General features: G+C 50.1%; 14 protein-coding genes. 10 read left to right on the top strand and 4 right to left on the bottom strand.

Translation table 11 applies throughout. The features are described 5' to 3' along the window. Position 1 precedes the first annotated feature (1 nt). Together AAIG11_RS15160 and AAIG11_RS15155 are read left to right on the top strand one after the other, a co-directional pair. On the top strand, positions 2-3,202 hold the full coding sequence (locus AAIG11_RS15160) for a type I restriction endonuclease subunit R (RefSeq protein ID WP_343187075.1): 3,201 nt from the start codon (positions 2-4) through the stop codon (positions 3,200-3,202). Beyond that, positions 3,202-3,927, top strand: a complete 726-nt coding sequence (locus tag AAIG11_RS15155; protein WP_343187074.1) for a M48 family metallopeptidase — start codon at positions 3,202-3,204, stop codon at positions 3,925-3,927. Before AAIG11_RS15160 ends, AAIG11_RS15155 begins: the two co-directional genes overlap by 1 nt. A 137-nt stretch (positions 3,928-4,064) precedes the next feature. Here the strand turns inward: AAIG11_RS15155 and AAIG11_RS15150 are convergent, their stop codons facing one another. Next, positions 4,065-4,421, bottom strand: a complete 357-nt coding sequence (locus tag AAIG11_RS15150; protein ID WP_343187073.1) for a hypothetical protein — start codon at positions 4,419-4,421, stop codon at positions 4,065-4,067. A 276-nt stretch (positions 4,422-4,697) separates the two neighbouring features. Between AAIG11_RS15150 and AAIG11_RS15145 the strand changes: the two genes are divergently transcribed. From AAIG11_RS15145 to phnE, 3 genes are read left to right on the top strand one after another with little or no spacing between them, the layout of a single operon-like run. Continuing rightward, positions 4,698-5,633 carry a phosphate/phosphite/phosphonate ABC transporter substrate-binding protein gene (locus AAIG11_RS15145; RefSeq protein WP_343187072.1) on the top strand — a complete coding sequence of 312 codons (936 nt, stop codon included), beginning with the start codon at positions 4,698-4,700 and terminating at the stop codon, positions 5,631-5,633. A gap of 59 nt (positions 5,634-5,692) precedes the next feature. Beyond that, positions 5,693-6,424, top strand: a complete 732-nt coding sequence (gene phnC, locus AAIG11_RS15140) for a phosphonate ABC transporter ATP-binding protein (RefSeq protein ID WP_343187071.1) — start codon at positions 5,693-5,695, stop codon at positions 6,422-6,424. After that, the gene (gene phnE, locus AAIG11_RS15135; RefSeq protein WP_343187070.1) at positions 6,417-7,973 is read left to right on the top strand and encodes a phosphonate ABC transporter, permease protein PhnE; all 1,557 of its coding nucleotides are present in this window, start codon (positions 6,417-6,419) and stop codon (positions 7,971-7,973) included. The genes phnC and phnE overlap by 8 nt, the downstream gene beginning before the upstream one ends. A gap of 57 nt (positions 7,974-8,030) precedes the next feature. Here the strand turns inward: phnE and AAIG11_RS15130 are convergent, their stop codons facing one another. Next, positions 8,031-8,591, bottom strand: coding sequence for a biotin transporter BioY (locus tag AAIG11_RS15130; RefSeq protein WP_343187069.1), 561 nt, complete (start codon positions 8,589-8,591; stop codon positions 8,031-8,033). A gap of 190 nt (positions 8,592-8,781) precedes the next feature. Between AAIG11_RS15130 and AAIG11_RS15125 the strand changes: the two genes are divergently transcribed. From AAIG11_RS15125 to AAIG11_RS15115, 3 genes are all read left to right on the top strand, one after another. After that, complete coding sequence (locus tag AAIG11_RS15125) at positions 8,782-9,507, top strand: LytR/AlgR family response regulator transcription factor (RefSeq protein WP_343187068.1); 726 nt, start codon at positions 8,782-8,784, stop codon at positions 9,505-9,507. 158 nt (positions 9,508-9,665) lie between these two features. Further along, positions 9,666-11,108 (top strand): sensor histidine kinase, encoded by a 1,443-nt coding sequence (locus AAIG11_RS15120; protein ID WP_343187067.1) that lies wholly within the window; start codon positions 9,666-9,668, stop codon positions 11,106-11,108. Positions 11,109-11,248: 140 nt separating this feature from the next. Next, complete coding sequence (locus AAIG11_RS15115; protein ID WP_343187066.1) at positions 11,249-11,998, top strand: CPBP family intramembrane glutamic endopeptidase; 750 nt, start codon at positions 11,249-11,251, stop codon at positions 11,996-11,998. 128 nt (positions 11,999-12,126) lie between these two features. On the opposite strand, the gene AAIG11_RS15110 is transcribed toward AAIG11_RS15115, so the two are convergent. Further along, a complete protein-coding gene (locus AAIG11_RS15110) occupies positions 12,127-13,797 on the bottom strand; it encodes a hypothetical protein (protein ID WP_343187065.1) in 1,671 nt (556 codons plus the stop codon). Further along, positions 13,794-14,618: an ABC transporter ATP-binding protein gene (locus AAIG11_RS15105; protein WP_343187064.1), complete on the bottom strand. Its 825-nt coding sequence runs from the start codon at positions 14,616-14,618 to the stop codon at positions 13,794-13,796. The genes AAIG11_RS15110 and AAIG11_RS15105 overlap by 4 nt, the downstream gene beginning before the upstream one ends. A 298-nt stretch (positions 14,619-14,916) precedes the next feature. Between AAIG11_RS15105 and AAIG11_RS15100 the strand changes: the two genes are divergently transcribed. Both AAIG11_RS15100 and AAIG11_RS15095 read left to right on the top strand, forming a co-directional pair. Beyond that, positions 14,917-16,092, top strand: a complete 1,176-nt coding sequence (locus tag AAIG11_RS15100; RefSeq protein ID WP_343187063.1) for a site-2 protease family protein — start codon at positions 14,917-14,919, stop codon at positions 16,090-16,092. Positions 16,093-16,222: 130 nt separating this feature from the next. Continuing rightward, positions 16,223-17,191 carry a metallophosphoesterase gene (locus AAIG11_RS15095; protein WP_343187062.1) on the top strand — a complete coding sequence of 323 codons (969 nt, stop codon included), beginning with the start codon at positions 16,223-16,225 and terminating at the stop codon, positions 17,189-17,191. Positions 17,192-17,278 lie beyond the last annotated feature (87 nt).

Raw genomic sequence — 17,278 nt, 5'->3', positions numbered from 1 at the left:
TATGTGTGATTTTGCGACGAACGAAAAACTGACAAGTCAGATACCGGCGCTTCAATTACTGATTGCGATGGGATATGTATATCTTTCCCCTAAAGAAGTTTTAGCGGAGCGGCAGGGGCGACTTTCCAATGTGTTACTGGAGAATATTCTGAGAGGCCAGCTTAAAGAGATCAACCGCATTCGTTACAAAGGCAGGGACTATCTTTTCAGTGAGGAGAATGTGCAGTCGGCGATCCAGAAGCTGAAAAACATCAAATACGACGGTCTGCTGAAGACCAACGAGGCCATTTATGATCTGATAACCCTGGGCACGGCCATGGAGCAAACCATAGAGGGCGATTCAAAAAGTTTCAATATGAACTATATCGACTGGCGTAATCCTGATCGCAACCAATTTCATGTGACGGTGGAATACAAAGTTGAACGTTCGCGGTCAACAGAAACCGCCCGGCCGGATATGGTTCTTTTTGTCAACGGTATTCCTTTTTGTGTGATTGAGTGTAAATCGCCGCAGGTTGAAGTGGAACAGGCTGTTTCCCAGTCCATCAGAAACCAGCATGATGACTATATCCCAAAGCTCTTCATCTACACCCAGCTGCTGCTGGCTCTGAATAAGAACAGCGCCATGTATGCAACAACGGGAACCGCTGCAAAATTCTGGGGGGGATGGAAAGAGCCTCAGATGGACAAGGGTGAGCGTGGGTTTGAAAAACTGGCAGCACTGGTCAGCCAGCCACTTTCAGAAGAGGTTGTCGCCAGCATTTCGGCCACCTTTGATGTTAAACCGGAAGCGTTTATCGGTAACAGGCTGGTGACCCAACAGGATAAGTCGCTGTTTTCCCTTTGCCGACCGGAAAGGCTCCTGGAACTGGCGTGGAAGTTTACGGTGTTTGACGGGGGAATCAAAAAGATTGCCCGCTATCAGCAGTATTTCGTCATCAAGTCTACCCTGAACCGGGTGAAGCATTTTGACAGCACCAACTCGCGTAAAGGCGGGATTATCTGGCACACCCAGGGATCAGGAAAGTCGCTGACCATGGTGATGCTGGCTCGTAACCTGGCCTTGGATCCCGAGATTTTGAACCCGCGGATTGTGCTTGTGACAGACCGTGACGATCTGGACAAGCAGCTGGGGAACACCTTTGCTGCCTGTGGTCTTGAAGCAAACCGGGCAACATCAGGCAGAAACCTGCTGGAACTGGTTGCTGAAAAGAAGTCGGGCATTATTACGACCCTGATTCACAAGTTTGACAAGGCATATGCGGTCAAGAAATATCAGGATGAATCACCCGACATTTTCATTTTGGTGGATGAGAGTCATCGTACCCAGTTTGGGTCTTTTTCAGCACGGATGAGACAGATGTTTCCCCATGCCTGTTATTTGGGATTCACCGGCACGCCTTTGTTAAAGAAGGAAAAGAACAACTTCAGCAAATTCGGTGAGTTGGTGGAGCCCCATTATTCCATCACACAGGCCGTTGAAGATGGCGCAGTGGTTCCTCTTCTGTATGAGGGGCGGCATGTGGAGATGACACAGAATAAGACTGCTGTTGATGTGTGGTTTGAGCGGCACACACAGGGTTTGACCAAGGAGCAGCAGGCAGACCTGAAACGGAAATACGCACGGGCTGAAATGCTGAACAAAGCCGATCAGGTCATCTACATGAGAGCTTTTGACATCAGCGAGCACTTTCGCTCCAACTGGCAGGGAACAGGTTTCAAGGCTCAACTGGTGGCCCCGAACAAAGTTTCTGCCCTCAAGTATGATGCGTATCTTAATGAGCTTGGGATGGTCAGTTCTGATGTGGTGATCTCGCCGCCGGATATGCGAGAAGGCTACGAAGAGACCGATGATGAAGCAACAGACGAGGTCGTCAAATTCTGGCAAAAGATGATGAAACGCTATGGCAGTGAAGAAGAATACACCAAGCAGCTCATCAACCAGTTTAAACACGGCAGTGAACCTGAAATCCTCATTGTGGTTGACAAGCTGCTCACAGGCTTTGATGCGCCACGAAACGCGGTGCTTTATTTGTGCAGGGTTTTAAGGGAGCACACGCTGCTTCAGGCAATTGCCCGGGTCAACCGTCTTCATGAGGGGAAGGAGTTCGGGTTTATCGTCGACTATGCAAGTGTTCTGGGTGAGCTGGACAAGGCACTTACCATGTACAGCGCATTTGAAGGGTTTGATGAATCCGATCTGGTGGGCACTTTGACATCCATTAACAGTGAGATCGAAAAACTACCCACCCGGTATTCTGATCTTTGGGATCTGTTCAAAACAGTTAAGCATTCCTATGATGAAGAAGCTTATGAAGTGTTGCTGGCAGATGATGAGCTTCGAGAATCGTTTTACGGCCGGCTTTCAGAGTTTGGTAAAACCCTGGGCATCGCACTCTCTTCTGAGAAGTTTTTGGCCGAAACCGATGATAAAACGTTGTCCAGATACAAGGCAGACCTTCGGAAATTCCAGTCACTCAAAGTGGCTGTCAAGCTCCGGTATGCAGAGGCAATTGATTACCGGGATTACGAGCCCAAAATTAAAAAGCTGCTGGATACACATATTCAAGCCAATGAAGTGGTTCAGCTGAATGAGCCGGTGAATATCTTTGATGACAAAATGTTCAATCAGGTCAAGGAGGAGCAAGGCGTTTACCAAACAAAGAAAGGAACGGCTTCGAAGGCTGATACCATTGCCCACGCCACGAAGAAAGCCATTACCGAAAGAATGGATGAAGACCCTGCGTTTTACGAGAAGTTCTCTAAACTGATTCAGCAGGCGATTGAAGATTTCAGAGCGAAGCGGATATCCGATCTGGACTACCTGAACCAAGTGGTGGATATCCGAAATAAGGTGGTCGGCAAGGTGCGTGACGATATGCCGGATAAGCTTTCTGGCAATGAAGATGCCATGGCCTATTTCGGGGTGCTTAAGCCTTTCCTTGAAAAACATGAATTAAGTGAAGAAGCCCTTGAATCAGCTGCGGCTGATACGGCAATGGCGATTCATGGCATATTGGAAAAACACAAGAAGGTTCACTTTTGGGATGATGAAGACGCACAGAAGCAGGCGATTAATGAGATTGACGATTACCTCTATGATGAGATCAAGCGGTCAAGAGGGATCCAACTGTCCCTTGATCAGATGGATGACATCATCGGGAAGGTCTTGCAGGTGGCAAAGCACAGGAGCTATCACTGATGAGGACATTCATCCATCACAACAAAGGTGCGGTTGTTTACGGTCAAAAGACCATTGAGTACAGTCTGTTGTACTGTGACAGAAAAACCATGGAAATGGCTGTGCATCCAGACGGCGCGGTTATCGTTAAAGTGCCCGTGGGGTCTGATATCACACTGATAGAAAAGAAAATCATCAAACGGGCTCGCTGGATTCTCAGGCAGCTGAACTATTTCAAACAGTTTAATCCCAAAACGCCTGATCGCTGTTATGTGAACGGTGAGACCCACTTGTACCTAGGAAAGCAATACCGCTTAAAAATAGCTGAAGGAACGGAAAACTCAGTGAAATTGTCCCGGGGTTTCTTTCACATCACTTGCCGAAACGAACCGACTCCAGATGTTGTCAAGAAGCTGTTGAACCAATGGTATTTGGAAAAGGCACAACTTCAATTTGTAGAAAGCATGGATCGCTGTTGGCAGAAATTCAATGGTCTCGAGTTTGACCAGCCAAAACTATCCATTAAGCGAATGAAAAAAAGATGGGGCAGTCTTTCAGACAAGGGCACTGTAACCCTCAATACAGACCTGATCAGAGCACCCAAAGAATGCATTGACTATGTTGTGACGCATGAGCTGTGTCACCTGAAATATCACAATCATAGTCCAGCGTTTTACCAGCTTCTCGACGCTGTCATCCCGGGATGGGAAAAGATAAAACACAAACTGGAAGTCAGTATGGTTTAGAAATAGTCATCACATGAAAAGGAAAAAATAAAACTGGCAACAACAATAAAAACTGGCAAAACCAATGGAAAGAGGGACGGCTCAGGCCGTCCCTCTTTCCATTTTCTTTACCTCTTTTGCAGGTAGAAATCACATACCTATCGGCTGAACTGGTTCCCGGCACCCTGCATAAATCCTTTTTCATTGGTTCTGCCAAATCCAACGCCCATTGGTTCGTGCATCCGCTCACCGGTAGCGTCACCGGTACAAAGACTCATTCGCTCGTTGATCAGGGCCTTGAACTCTTCGGCTTCAGTTTCAGTCAATCGTCCCAGATTCACCAGCTCGTCAATGCGGGCCAGCTTAAACTCCAGACGTTCTTCCACCGAAGCAGTCATGTCTCGAAGCTGTGCACCATTGGCATTACCTCTGCCGGGGGTGTCTGCAAAGGCCATGGAAGCACTGAGTCCCACCACTAATAAACTGACAGCTGCCACTTTTAAGATTTTTTTCATTTCATCACATCTCCTTAAATGATTTTTTAATGCTACAAGTTCATTGTAGTGGGAAGATGTGATGGTTTTATGATGGAAAAATGAAGAAAGTATAAAAATCAATCAGGGAGCAAAAAACAAATCAATGGCGGGGATAATTGTACCCATACAAATGAAATAAAAAAGTGAAGTGTGCCCGTTGTGTATTGATTATTGGTGCCATATTTAGTACCCTTAGCATATCGTCAGTAAGAATGGCGTGTTTGATTTCATAAAACGAAGCTGGAGGGAAAGCATATGAAGCGCTTAAAGAATGCAAAGCACTTGGAGTTTGTGAAGGATGTGAAGGATATGAAGGGTATGAAGCAAATGACAATGGTGTTACTGGTGATCATGGCCATGCTGGTTTTATCAGCCTGCGGAGGAACCAAAGAAGAAGTGATCACCATGGGATTTGTTCCCATGAGAGACGGAGATACCCTCATTGAATCGGTGGAGCCCTTGACGGAGATGCTTTCAGAAGCCCTGGGAGTGCAGGTGAAAGGATTTACAGCCACCAACTACGTGGGGGTGGTGGAAGGCTTGGGATCAGGGCAGGTGGATTTCGGTTTCATACCGCCCCTGGCTTATGTGCTGGCCCATCAGGAAAGTGATGCGGAAGTCATTCTCACATCCCTGAATCGAAGCGGAGAGGCCTTTTACCGCTCCCAGTTTCTGGTGGGGGAAGAAAGCGATATCAACAGCTTCCAGGATGTGCGGGGAAAAATCGTCGGGTTTGTGGATCCTTCGTCCACCTCGGGGTATTTGTTCCCGGGAGCCTTTCTGGTGACCGAAGGCATTGATCTTGAGCGGGACATGCAATATGTTTACAGCGGAGGCCATGACAAATCACTGCAGCTTCTTTTGAACGGCGATATTGACGTGGCGGTCACCTTTGTGGATGCCAGGGAACGCTACAGCCAGGACTTTCCCGATGCAATGGAGCGAACCAGGCTGCTGGGCTATACAGATCACATCCCCAATATCAGCGTCACGGTGAGCGGCTCCATGGAAGAGGAGATGCGGGATCGGATTCAACAGGCCCTTCTGGCCATTGCCGAAGATGAAGAGGGCAAAGCGCTTTTACAGGAACTGTTTAATATGCACGGGTTTGTTCCGGCAACAGATGAAGATTATCAGGTCATCAGAACCACAGCAGAAATCATGAACATTGACTTAAGGGCGCAGGACTAACAAAGGCAGGATGCGCAATCAGGATTCACAATCAAGAGACGGAACCGGGAGTGGGAGTAATGCTAAAGGCGGAAAACCTGCAGGTGATTTATGACAACAAAACACTGGCCCTTGACGATGTGAGCCTGACGGTGGCACCGGGGGAATTTGTCGGGATTATTGGCTCCAGCGGAAGTGGCAAGTCCACCCTGCTCAAGTGCATGAATTTGCTGGTACGGCCAACCAGGGGAACAGTTTATTTGGATGAGCGGGATCTGATGACCCTCAACGGTCAGTCTCTAAGAAAAGTAAGAAGGGAAATGGGCTTTATCTTTCAGGACTACAACTTGATTGACCGCTCCACCGTCATCGATAACGTTCTCATAGGCAGACTTTCCTACAAGACGTCTCTTCAGTCACTTTTCAGGATTTTCAGCCAGGAAGACTACGCAAGAGCTAAAAAAGCCCTGTCGTATGTGGCGCTGGAAGAAAAAATGTATGAACGGGCCGATCGCCTCAGCGGCGGCCAGAAGCAGCGGGTAGCCATCGCCAAAACCCTGTGCCAGCGGCCCAAAGTCATACTGGCAGATGAGCCGGTGGCCAGCCTGGACCAAGCCACGGCCCACCTGATCATGGAATACTTCCGAAGGGCCAATATCAAAAAGAACATCACTATTCTGATTAACCTGCATGATGTGGCGCTGGCAAAAGCCTACTGCTCCAGAATTGTGGGGCTGAAAAAGGGGAAGGTGGTTTACGACGGGAAAGCAGGTGACCTGACAGATGATGTCCTTAAAAGACTATATGAGTAAGCGGAATCGTCACCGATGCCTTGGGCTGGTTTTCGCCATGATCCTTTTGTTTTTCATGGGGGTAGGGGTGGAGTTCAGCCTTGGAAGAATTGTTGCCGGGCTTCCGGACATGGCAGATCTTTTTCGACGCATGGCGCATCCCAATTTCTCTTATATGGGAGAAGTCTTTGAAAAAATCATGGAAACCCTGGAAATTGCCATTCTGTCATCGATGACAGGGGTGATGCTGGCCATTCCGGTTTCATTGCTGACTGCAGAAAACATCAGCCCCAATCGGTATGTGAGCAAGATGCTCAATGGGGTGTTTGCCTTTTTCAGAACCATTCCCAGTTTGATCTGGGCGGCGCTCCTGGTTTCTGTCTTCAGCATTGGAAAGTTTTCCGGCACCCTGGCCCTTGCCATCATTGCCTTTTTAATGGCGCTGAAGCTTTTTCGGGAATATATCGAGTCCATTAACGAAAATCAACTGAATTCCACCCGATCGGTGGGAGCCAGTTCCCTGGAGGTGCTTCGATACTGCGTGCTTCCCAACATGCTGGGGATGGCAGTGTCTGTGTTTTTTATCGTCTTAGAAACCAACATCAGAAGTGCCACGGTTCTTGGTCTGGTGGGGGCAGGGGGAGTTGGGCAATTGATGTGGCGAGACTTGAACCATCTTCGCTACGATAACCTGGCAACCATGATCCTGATGCTGTTTGCCACCATTCTTCTCATCGATCTTCTCAGTTATCAGATGCGAAAGTTTCTAAAGGAATATGCACCGGCCTACAAAAATCTTCAACACTACAGAAAGCATCAGATAGTCAAGTCAGTGCTCATCCCTGCTCTTTTGGCAGTGATGCTGGTGGGCATCATCAACAGCCTCAACATCAGCCTGGAAAGGCTGGCTGTCGGCTATGGGCAGGGGAGGCAAATGGTCTTGCGCATGCTGCAGGTGGACTTTTCTTATTATCCGAAGCTGCTGGAAGGCATTGTTGAGAGTTTTTTGATTGCCGTATTTGCAACGATCACAGGGGGATTCCTTGCCATTCTGCTTTCCTACTTTGCCGCCGGCAATCTTTCGCCGGCGAAGCCGATTTCGCTGGTAACGAAGGGGTTGATCAACATCATGCGCACGTTTCCGCCCATTATCATGGCCATCATTTTTTTCAGGGGCGTTGGTCCCGGGCCCCTGGCAGGGGCGTTGGCCCTGAGTATCTACACCACGGGAGTTCTGACAAAAATGTACAGTGAAGTGCTGGAAAACATGCAGGGCAATGTGAAAGAGAGTGTTTTGGTAACGGGAGCCACCCGGTTTGAGGCATACCGCCATGGTGCCTTTCCCCACACCTTCCCCCATTTTACCAGCCTGCTGTTATACCGGATGGAGTCCAACATCAGAAACGCCACAGTGCTGGGCATCATTGGTGCCGGGGGCATCGGCACAGCCCTGACCATGAACATCAACTGGCGAAACTGGGAGCGGGTAGGGCTGTTGCTGCTGGGAGTAGCTGTCATGATCATCCTCATCGACAGGCTTTCCAACTACATACGCCAAAAAGTAACATGAAAAACAAACAACCGAGACAAGGGGACGTTTCCCCTGTCCCGGTTGTGGGATGGTCTATCAATGGCTGGACTGACTTGCGGGCAACCAGCGCAGTTGCGGCACCAGCTTCCAGGCCAGCAGGGTGGCGATCACCAGCTTGATGATGGCGCCAGGGAGAAAAGGCATAAAGCCCACGGCAAAGGCTTGAGGCAAGTCCATGCCAGTGGCCCAGGCCAGCCAGGGCACTCCCGCCAGGTTTACCACCACCAGGCTGCCTATGGCGTTCACCAGCCCATAACGCCACAGGCTGGGTTGGTCACCTTTGGTGAGGCTGATGAAAACAGCGGCTAACAGAAACCCGAAGAGAAAGCCACCAGTGGGCCCCATGATAATGCCCAAGCCAGAGCCTCCTCCGGCGAAAATCGGCAGGCCGATGGTACCCAGCAGCAGGTACACGGAGAGGGTGTAAAAAGATTGCCGTACCGTCAGCAACATGCCGCAGAGCATAATCGCCAAGGTCTGGGCGGTAACGGGTACCGGCGAAAAGGGTAAAGGAACGGCGATATAACTGGAAATGCTGATGAGTGCGGCCATGAGGGCGATGCGCGTGTAGTCATGAATCGTCATTTTGCTGGTCAAGGGAACGCCTCCTTCAATGAATGTACTACCCGCATTATAAAGGGCGCAAAATGTTTTGTCAACTACAAAAATCAAATGGTTAACAAAAAAGAAAGAGAGAAATGCCAACGGCCGTTTGGTGTGGTATAATACCGATTACAAGCGGATTGAAAGACGTATGTCCCCAGTCCGTTTGAAAGGAGGCGGTGTGATGACCATTCAACGACTGGCCGTCTGCGACGATGATCCCACCATGGTGGCGGCCATCTGTCAGGTGCTGAAAACATACCCTTCGACAGCCCAGGCCCAGGTGATGACCGCCAACAGCGGCGAGGAGTTGCTGGCACATCCAGGGCTGGAAAACCTGCAGGCAGTTTTGCTGGATATGGAAATGAAAACCCTCAACGGCATCGAAACCGGTCGCCGTTTAAAAGCACTGAACCCGGAAGTACTGCTGATCTTCATCACCGGTCACGGCGACTACGCCCTGCAGGCCTATGAAATTGATGGCTTTCAATACCTGCTGAAGCCAGTGACGGCAGAACGGTTGCGCCTGGTCATGGATCAGGTGACCAGAAGACTGGAAGAAAGACGGCTTTTCAAAGCCAGGCAAAGGCGGATCGTGCTGCACACCAAAGAGCAGCTGGTACAGGTGCCTTATGAGGAAGTGCTGTTTATTGAAAAGAAGCTGCGCAAGCTGACGGTGTATACCCTGACAGAATCGTATGAATGCTACGGCACCCTGAAAAAGCTCCAGGAAAATCTGGACTCCCACTGGTTTCTCCAGTGCCACCAGGGATTTCTGGTGAATCGGTTTCGCATACGGCGTCTGACTTCAGAAGGGCTTCATGTGGAAGGGTATGAAGCGATTATTCCCGTCAGCCGACGATATCGACCCGCTGTCAAAGCGGCACTGGAAGAGCAGCTTTTTGATTAGACAATCTGGTCGAAAAAATGAAATCATACTGAGCCACAGGCGTCGGAAGCAGGCGTCAAGAGTAAGTGAGAGTAGATAAGACATAATCGGCGGTACAGAAGGCGTCAATGGAAGTGACGGAATAGAAGAGGGTAGATGCAAGTGTTAGCATACGGGGCATGAAACGTAAGGCTGAAGAGATAAGGTACGTGATGGTAAATGAGGTGATAGTGGTGGCAGAAATAGTTCGTTGGATCGTCAGCATGGTCGATCTTTCATTAATCTTCTGGCTGGTGAGTCCTTTTCTGAAGCACCGGGGCGGTTCAAAAGCAAAAACAGTGGCGTTGCTGTTGGCGGCCGGCAGCATTAACGCCCTCACGAACCGTTATTTCGGCTCTGCCAGTACACCAGGATTGCTGCTGATGATGCTGGTCAGTGGCCTTTTTTTCACGCAAATTTTCACCAGTCGGCTGCGGCGCATTTTGGGATGCATGATTGTCGCGGTGATTGCCATCTCTATTGTAGAGCTGCTGGTGATCGTGGTACTGTTGGCGTTGACCAGCTTGCCGCCGGAAACCTTTAATGAATGGGGCTTTTACCGCATGTTGGGCATTGTCAGCTCGAAGGGATTGTCGCTGGTACTGGTGCTGGGCCTTTATCCCAAATTAAACTTGTTTCACCCGGCTGACATTGAGGGGGAAGGCATAGCTCCCACAGTGGTGCTGGCAGGTATTTTCAACGTCGCTGTTATTTTTATCAGCTTTTCCATTTATATGCATTCAGAGGCTGTATCAGGAATCGATCGGCTTGCCCTCGTGGCGTTTTTGTTGGTGGTGATGTTCTTCAGTGTGACGGTACTCATCTTTCTCAACAAACGGACGGTACTTCATCAACAGCAACGGGAATGGCAAATCAAAGAAGAAGCCTACCGCCAGCAGGTGTTTTTCACCGAAAGCATGCAAGAGGCCCTGGTTTCTGTCAGAACCCAGCGCCATGACTTCAACCATCACCTGAACTGTCTATATGGTCTGATGGAAATGAACCGGCCCCAGGAGGCACGCCAGTACGTGCAGAAACTCATCAAAGAGGTGGAGACCGTCAACGACCTCATCGGCATTGAGCATCCCGAAATGGCGGCACTACTGAATGTGAAGCGCATGACCGCCCGGGAAAAACAGATTCCCATGGAACTGGAAGCACTGATTCCCGCCGCCTTGCCCATCGCCCCCCTTGACTTGTGCATCATCATGGGTAATCTGGTGACCAATGCTATTGAAGCCTGTGAACAGCTGCCGGTGGAAGACCGCCACATGGCTGTTCGCGTTCACGTGAAGCAGGAGCACCTGGTGATTCAGGTGATTAACCAAAAAAAGGCAACGGTGCAGATTACCGAAGCAATGATAAGGGAGGGTTACTCCCATAAAAGCATTGCCGGAGAAGCTAAAGAAGCCGGAGAAGCTGAAGAAAAAAGCAACGGCAGAATGAACACCGGTGAGCATGGTTTAGGATTACTTAGCGTTCGCCAGATCATCCAACGCTATGAGGGAATCCTGAAGATTGAAGATGAAGGCCGCCGGTTTAACGTCAATGTGGCCATTCCGCTGGTTATTTCTGACCATTGACCGACCACTTTTGCATCTCCCATTGAAACACGCCCCCTCCCCCGTCATAATAAGGAGACGAAGATGTCATCACAAGGTGCATAAAAAAGAGCACCAGCGAAGGATGGCATGAATGGTATGAACGACTTGAAGGGAAAAAAGTGGGTCAAGTGGGAGAAGGAGTGGAAAAGGTGGGTATGGTGAACCGAACGCTGCAGGCTTCCTGGCAGGCACTGAAATATATTTTGATCTTTTGCATCATCCAGGGTCTATATGGCTTTATGGTGAAAGTAACGGGCATGGCCGCCCCCAAACTGGTGGTCAGCATGGGGCGGCTGCCCCTGGAAGAGTTGATGGCCCTCAGCCGCTACGCAGTGGCACCCGTCGTAGCCTTGGGCCTGTGTTATCAGCTCTTTCGTGACCGGCAGCAACGCTTGCAGGCAATCAGTTTCTTTACAAGACCGTCGTTGAGAGATGCGGGGCTTTCTCTGTTGGCAGGGCTGGTGATGGGAGCAGCTTTGTTGATGGCAAGAAGTGCCGCAAGCATGGAAGTGATTGTACCGCAACTTATCGTCGACCCCCGGGGACTGTGGCAGCTGGGTCTGCTGTTGTTGGTTGCCCGCCCACTGGCAGAAGAAATCCTTTTTCGTGGTTTCGTGTTGGGAGAACTGAAACAACACCTTTCCGGCAAAAAAGCTTTGCTGATTCAGGCGGCCATTTATGGGCTGCTGCAGGTACCGCTATTGTCCCTGGCCCCCTTGCAAACTTATCCGGTAACGGCGCAGCTCTCCCAGGGGCTGGTGGCAACGGGAGAAGGACTGGTTTATGGGCTGGCGGCTCTCTGGTCCGGTTCTCTGTGGGTACCTGTGCTCATGCGTGTGGTCAGCCGAATCATCTGCTTTTTCCTGTAAGTGACTGACAAGTGACTGACAAGCGACTGGTAAAGTTGCTGTAAAAAAATTGAATAATGGCTTCAAAAAGACAAGGCCCAGAGACGCATATAAACGTCCTGGGCTTCTTTTGTGTGCTGGAGGTGTGCTTATTCCTTTTGGGGTGTCAGCTCCCCGTGGGAGAGAATGCGGGCGAAGGCTACCTTGATCACCACCAGCCATAGGATGCAGGCGGCCAGTGCCCAGAGGGGACGGTTTTTAACAAGGAGAAAATGGAGGCCGCTCATGCCTCCCACAACCATGCTGAACAGGATGGTTTCGCCAATGTCCCGGTTGCCGGCTTCTCTGACTTCCAGGGAGAAGGGAAGAAAAGGCTGCAGAATAATGCCCCGAAGCCCCAACAGAGCAAAGGCAGCCAGCAGAATCACTCCCAGACCGGGGAGAATGGCGGGGCCCATGAGTCCGGTATAAATCGCGCCCATGATCAGCAGTGCCGGCAACATATAAATCACCCCATAGGCCTTCAGCGCCGCCCGGAAGATCACCAGACGATTTTTGGCAGGAAAGGTGTCGTAAATAAAGGACGCCGGGGCACATTCACTGAACTGTAGAAAGCTGAAATTGGTGGCAAGAAACAGGAGCATCAGGTACAGTGACAGGTACCCCATGCCGCCCCGCAGCTCCTGGAGGGAAACCGCCAGACTGTCAAAACGCTGCAGGTAAGGCAGCAGCATGAGCAGGGGAAAAAACATGCCCAACGCATGATTGGGGTACATCATCAGTTTCAGCTTTCGGTCACGCCGCATGTTGGCAGCTGAGAACCGCATAAAAGCCAGCTCCACAGGGTCTTTGGACAGCCAGCGGAAGAGGCCTTCCTGCACCCGGCGGGGCAGGGAATCAGCAGGCACCCGCAAGCCGTCCTCCACCTGGAGTTTGGTCAGGTAGTATTCGTACCGGGGCAGCAGCCGTCGAATGAGCCAGTAACCCAGCACCACAGGCAACACCATCCCCAAAACCATCAGCAGCCGGTAAGCCGGGTCGGGGTCACCCTCCACCACCACTTTAAAAAGGCCGGCATACCAGGCGGGGGGCAACAGGTAGGTCCACCATTTCAGGGAAAAGGTGATGTGGAGATCCACCAGGCTGAAAATGCGAATGGCCACCTGATACCCCACCACCGTCATAATGGAAAAAAACACCTGAAACACATTCAGAATGTCTTTCAGCTTTTCGCCGGTGAACCGGCGAATGAGAAAACCATAGAGCAGTGTGGTGACAAAAATAACCAGCAGGGGCAGAAACAGCCATGCCAAAAGAAAAGCGGGAATCATCCGAAACCCATGGCGGTAAATCCCCATGGCCAGGGGGGCCAGGTTCAGGGCGGCAAACATGCTGCTCATGTAATAAATCACATGAATGATGCGGGCAGCATTCATGGTGCGGGGGTCCACCGGCCGGGTCATAATCACGGCAGTATCCCGGGTGTCCAGCAGTACCTGGGAAAAGTCCGTCACCATATACATCACCATCATCACCACATTCATGCTCATGATGATCATGGCCGGGTAAAAAAGATCGGCTGGCTGGAGCATCACCAACCCCATAAACAGGCCGATGAAGGCCTGCATCAGCAGGTTGGCTTTCATCCCTTTCAGCATTCCTGGTTTGCCCCCCATGCTTTCGTTCACGGTGGTTTTCCGGTCTTCCAGGGTCAGTTTTAAAGTAAGAATATGAGTCAGCTGTACCGGGTGCACCTTCAGCCGGCGCATCAGGGGATGCAGCCGGTTCAACAGGCGTATCAACAGAAAGGAGGATGTCATTTCAACATCCCTTCCTCCGGCATCGTCCCTGCTGCCATTGCATTCCCTGTCACCACCTGGGCGAAGGAGGCGGCGATGGCCTCGTGGGAATGGAACCCGGTGAGCTGGTTAAACACTTCCTGCAAGGTGCCTTCATGGTTCTTTTCCTGTAACATTTCAAAGGAACCATCGGCCACCACCTGCCCCTGGTGCAGCACCACAATGCGGTCACTGATTTTTTCCACCACCTCCATGATATGGGAGGAATAGAAGATGGTCTTTCCCTGGTGGGCCAGCTGCTGCATCAGGGCCTTGAAAATCATCACACTGTTGGCATCCAGCCCGCTGATAGGCTCATCAAAGAACAAAATATCCGGATTGTGAATGAGGCTGGCGATGATCATCAGTTTTTGCTTCATCCCTTTGGAATAAGAGGAAATGCGGTGGTGCAGGGCGTCGCCAATGCCGAAAAGCTCATAAAGCTGTTCCGCTTTGGAGGTGATGTCATCTGCTTCCATGTCGTAGAGGTCACCGATAAAACGCAGGTATTCAGAGCCTGAGAGGCTGTCATACAGTACTGCAGCCTCTGGAACATAGCCAATGCGCCGTTTGTAGGCCACCGGGTTTTCTCGGATGTTTTCGCCAAAAATCAACACATCCCCTTCATATTCCTGCACCATGCCCAGCATGATCTTTACCGTGGTGCTTTTGCCCGCCCCGTTGGGTCCGATGTATCCAATAATGGTGCCGGGGGTAACGGTAAGGTCAATGCCGTTGAGCACATAGGGGCCATCACTGCCATAGCGCATACGCAAGCCTTTCATTTCAATAACGGGTGTCATGTGAACGCCTCCCAAGTCAGTCAATTAATTGATTAGTCTGGTGTTTCAGTCTGGTTAGATAACCCATCACATAAGACGGGGAGCAGACGGAAATGTCTGGCATTTGACAAAGTGGAATTCGACAGAAGCACCAGCGGAAGATCAAAAGATGAAACAGTCACCAGTTTACCAGCATGGGCAGCGGTAACCGCAGGGCAGCGGTAAGCTGATTGACTTTTGGGAATCGGAACACATATAATGGCGGAGGCACCTTGCTTCATTGTCAAAACTGGAAAAGGATAAGGGAGGCACTTGAGAAATGGACAACTATGTGGACAACCATCAGGAAAAAGCAAAAAAATCGAAAAGAAGAGGCCTGATCATTCAGCTGGTGCTGGGAATTGTATTGGGATTTACACTGGGTTTTACAAGTGCTGGGTTTTTGAGAACGGCGATTTCAGAAGGCCAGTTGAGCTGGAAAACAGCTATCCTTCATGGAGTCACGGTGTTAGTGGCTTTTTTCATGACTGTTAATATTCATGAACTGGGTCACCTTGTTGCTGGAAAATTAGCGGGATATCAGCTCCTTTCATATAGAATCAGCATTTTTAGCTGGGATAATGAGAATGGCAAAATGAAATTTTCCGTGAGTACCAATAAGGGCTACAGTGGACTGTGTGCTATGATGCCGCCCCGTGAAGCCGTGTCGAAGCACAAGCAGCTGCTCTATTATGCAGGGGGTATTATGCTGAATTGCCTAATGGGAGTCGTTTTTTTTATAAGTGCACTTCTTTTTCCCGGTTTACCAGAACGCCTCACTTGGCTGTTGGTCTTTTTAGGTGGTATCGGATGTTTCATGGGGATGGTAAACGCATTTCCCTTTATTTCTGGCAGCAGCCCCACTGACGGTAAGATTATCTGGAGTATGCTTTTGAAAAAACCATTCTCGGAAACCCTGATTCGCGTTAATCGCATGATCGCCCAGCTCTCTGCCGGTGTTCGTCCCAGAGATATGCAGCTAAACGAGAAGATGAACATGAGCAATGAAATGGAAGCTGAAATGCCCACAAGCTTTGACATGCTGGCAATGATCTATCAGTATTACAAGGCGTTAGATGAAAGAAATCTTCAGGAAATGAAATTATATGTCACCGTTTTCGAAAACTATCTCCAATTGTTCCCGTCATATCTGTTGCCGAGCGTTTATTATGAGCTGTGCTACAGCAGCTGTGTAACTGGCGAAATAGATAAAGCCATCCGTTATTATGAACTGAGTGGAAAGAAACTGCAAAAGGATCAGGATGTGAACGGAATGCGTGTCAAAGCGTACTACGAATATTATGTGAATCGACAGCACGAAGCAGCCAGACTAATTTGCCAACGGGGCAAAGCAGTGGTGGATCAGTACCCCATTCGAGGCCTGGCGCTGATGGAAAAAGAGCTGCTGCAAGAACTGGAAAGCCTCATGAGCCAACAGGAAAACCGCATAAGCTAAGTGGAAAACCTCATGAGCTGAACGGAAGCTGACAACATGAAGCTGGCCTCGGGGAAAGTGCCCTTGGAAGTGACTGCTGGGCAATGAATCTCTTGCACGTTATTTTCTCCGGAATAAAGGAGCTAAACCAATGAAAAACACCTCAAAAGAAGCATTCATAAAGGAGAAGGGCAGCAAGACGAGAATCGGCAAGGCGAGCACCAGCAGAAAGTTTCTGACAAAAAGGCGCATCTCTGCAGTGCTCTTGCTTCTTTTGGTGGCTTTCTTCTGGTGGCAGAATAACAGCCTGGTCATCACCCATATCGATTATGAAAACCCCAAAATACCATCAGATTTTCATGGATTCACGATTGTCCACATTTCAGACCTTCATAACAAGGCCTTTGGAAAAGAGCAAACAACGCTGCTGAACCGAGTGGCATCTCAATCGCCTGATGTCATTGTGGTTACTGGCGATCTCATCGATCGGCGCAGATATAACCTGGAAACTGCCATGGACTTTATCCATGGTGCGGTGGCCATTGCCCCCACCTACTTTGTCTCCGGCAATCACGAAGCCTGGTCGGGACAATACGATGTCATTAAAGGGCAGTTAATGGAAGCGGGGGTGCATGTGCTGGAGGATGATACCCGGCTGATCACCAGAGAAGACAGTGCCCTTCGAATGGTGGGGCTGTCTGATCCGGCGTTTCTCACTGCCAGCTATCTGGAAGGCACCCCCATTGGAAAGATGGAAGACCAGCTGAGAAAGTGGGCAGGTAGTGATACGGCGGCCCAAAGCAATGCAACGAATGGCGGGGAAGCAGAGCTGTTCACCATTTTGCTGTCCCATCGTCCCGAAATGTTCCATCTGTATCATGAAAATAACATGGACCTCATCTTCTCCGGCCACGCCCATGGCGGTCAGTTCAGACTCCCTTTACTGGGCGGACTGGTGGCGCCCGACCAGGGGCTTTTTCCCAAATACACCAGCGGCAGTCACATCCACGGGGAATCCACCATGGTGGTGAGCCGAGGCCTGGGGAACAGCATTATCCCCCTAAGAATTTTCAACCGCCCAGAGATAGTGGTGGTGACGTTGAAAAGCATCAGCCCATAGTTGACCCGGTCGCTCCATATGTGATATGCTGTTTCCAGCAACTGAATACGGCATCCTTTAATTTAGTCCCGAGAGGCTAAGAAGGCA

Origin of the sequence: Anoxynatronum sibiricum, from assembly GCF_039414295.1 — a bacterium.
Classification (GTDB): Bacteria; Bacillota; Clostridia; order Peptostreptococcales; family Tindalliaceae; genus Anoxynatronum; species Anoxynatronum sibiricum.
Note: the sequence above shows the minus strand (reverse complement) of the source record. Positions and strands in the feature narration are given on the sequence as shown.

Excerpts from the sequence above, each read along its gene's own strand:
- AAIG11_RS15110 (WP_343187065.1), bottom strand. The coding sequence starts at position 13,797 with ATGACATCCTCCTTTCTGTTGATACGCCTGTTGAACCGGCTGCATCCC.
- AAIG11_RS15095 (WP_343187062.1), top strand. The coding sequence starts at position 16,223 with ATGAAAAACACCTCAAAAGAAGCATTCATAAAGGAGAAGGGCAGCAAG.
- AAIG11_RS15105 (WP_343187064.1), bottom strand. The coding sequence starts at position 14,618 with ATGACACCCGTTATTGAAATGAAAGGCTTGCGTATGCGCTATGGCAGT.
- AAIG11_RS15160 (WP_343187075.1), top strand. The coding sequence starts at position 2 with ATGTGTGATTTTGCGACGAACGAAAAACTGACAAGTCAGATACCGGCG.
- AAIG11_RS15120 (WP_343187067.1), top strand. The coding sequence starts at position 9,666 with ATGAAACGTAAGGCTGAAGAGATAAGGTACGTGATGGTAAATGAGGTG.
- phnC (WP_343187071.1), top strand. The coding sequence starts at position 5,693 with ATGCTAAAGGCGGAAAACCTGCAGGTGATTTATGACAACAAAACACTG.
- phnE (WP_343187070.1), top strand. The coding sequence starts at position 6,417 with ATGAGTAAGCGGAATCGTCACCGATGCCTTGGGCTGGTTTTCGCCATG.
- AAIG11_RS15125 (WP_343187068.1), top strand. The coding sequence starts at position 8,782 with ATGACCATTCAACGACTGGCCGTCTGCGACGATGATCCCACCATGGTG.
- AAIG11_RS15100 (WP_343187063.1), top strand. The coding sequence starts at position 14,917 with ATGGACAACTATGTGGACAACCATCAGGAAAAAGCAAAAAAATCGAAA.
- AAIG11_RS15155 (WP_343187074.1), top strand. The coding sequence starts at position 3,202 with ATGAGGACATTCATCCATCACAACAAAGGTGCGGTTGTTTACGGTCAA.
- AAIG11_RS15145 (WP_343187072.1), top strand. The coding sequence starts at position 4,698 with ATGAAGCGCTTAAAGAATGCAAAGCACTTGGAGTTTGTGAAGGATGTG.
- AAIG11_RS15150 (WP_343187073.1), bottom strand. The coding sequence starts at position 4,421 with ATGAAAAAAATCTTAAAAGTGGCAGCTGTCAGTTTATTAGTGGTGGGA.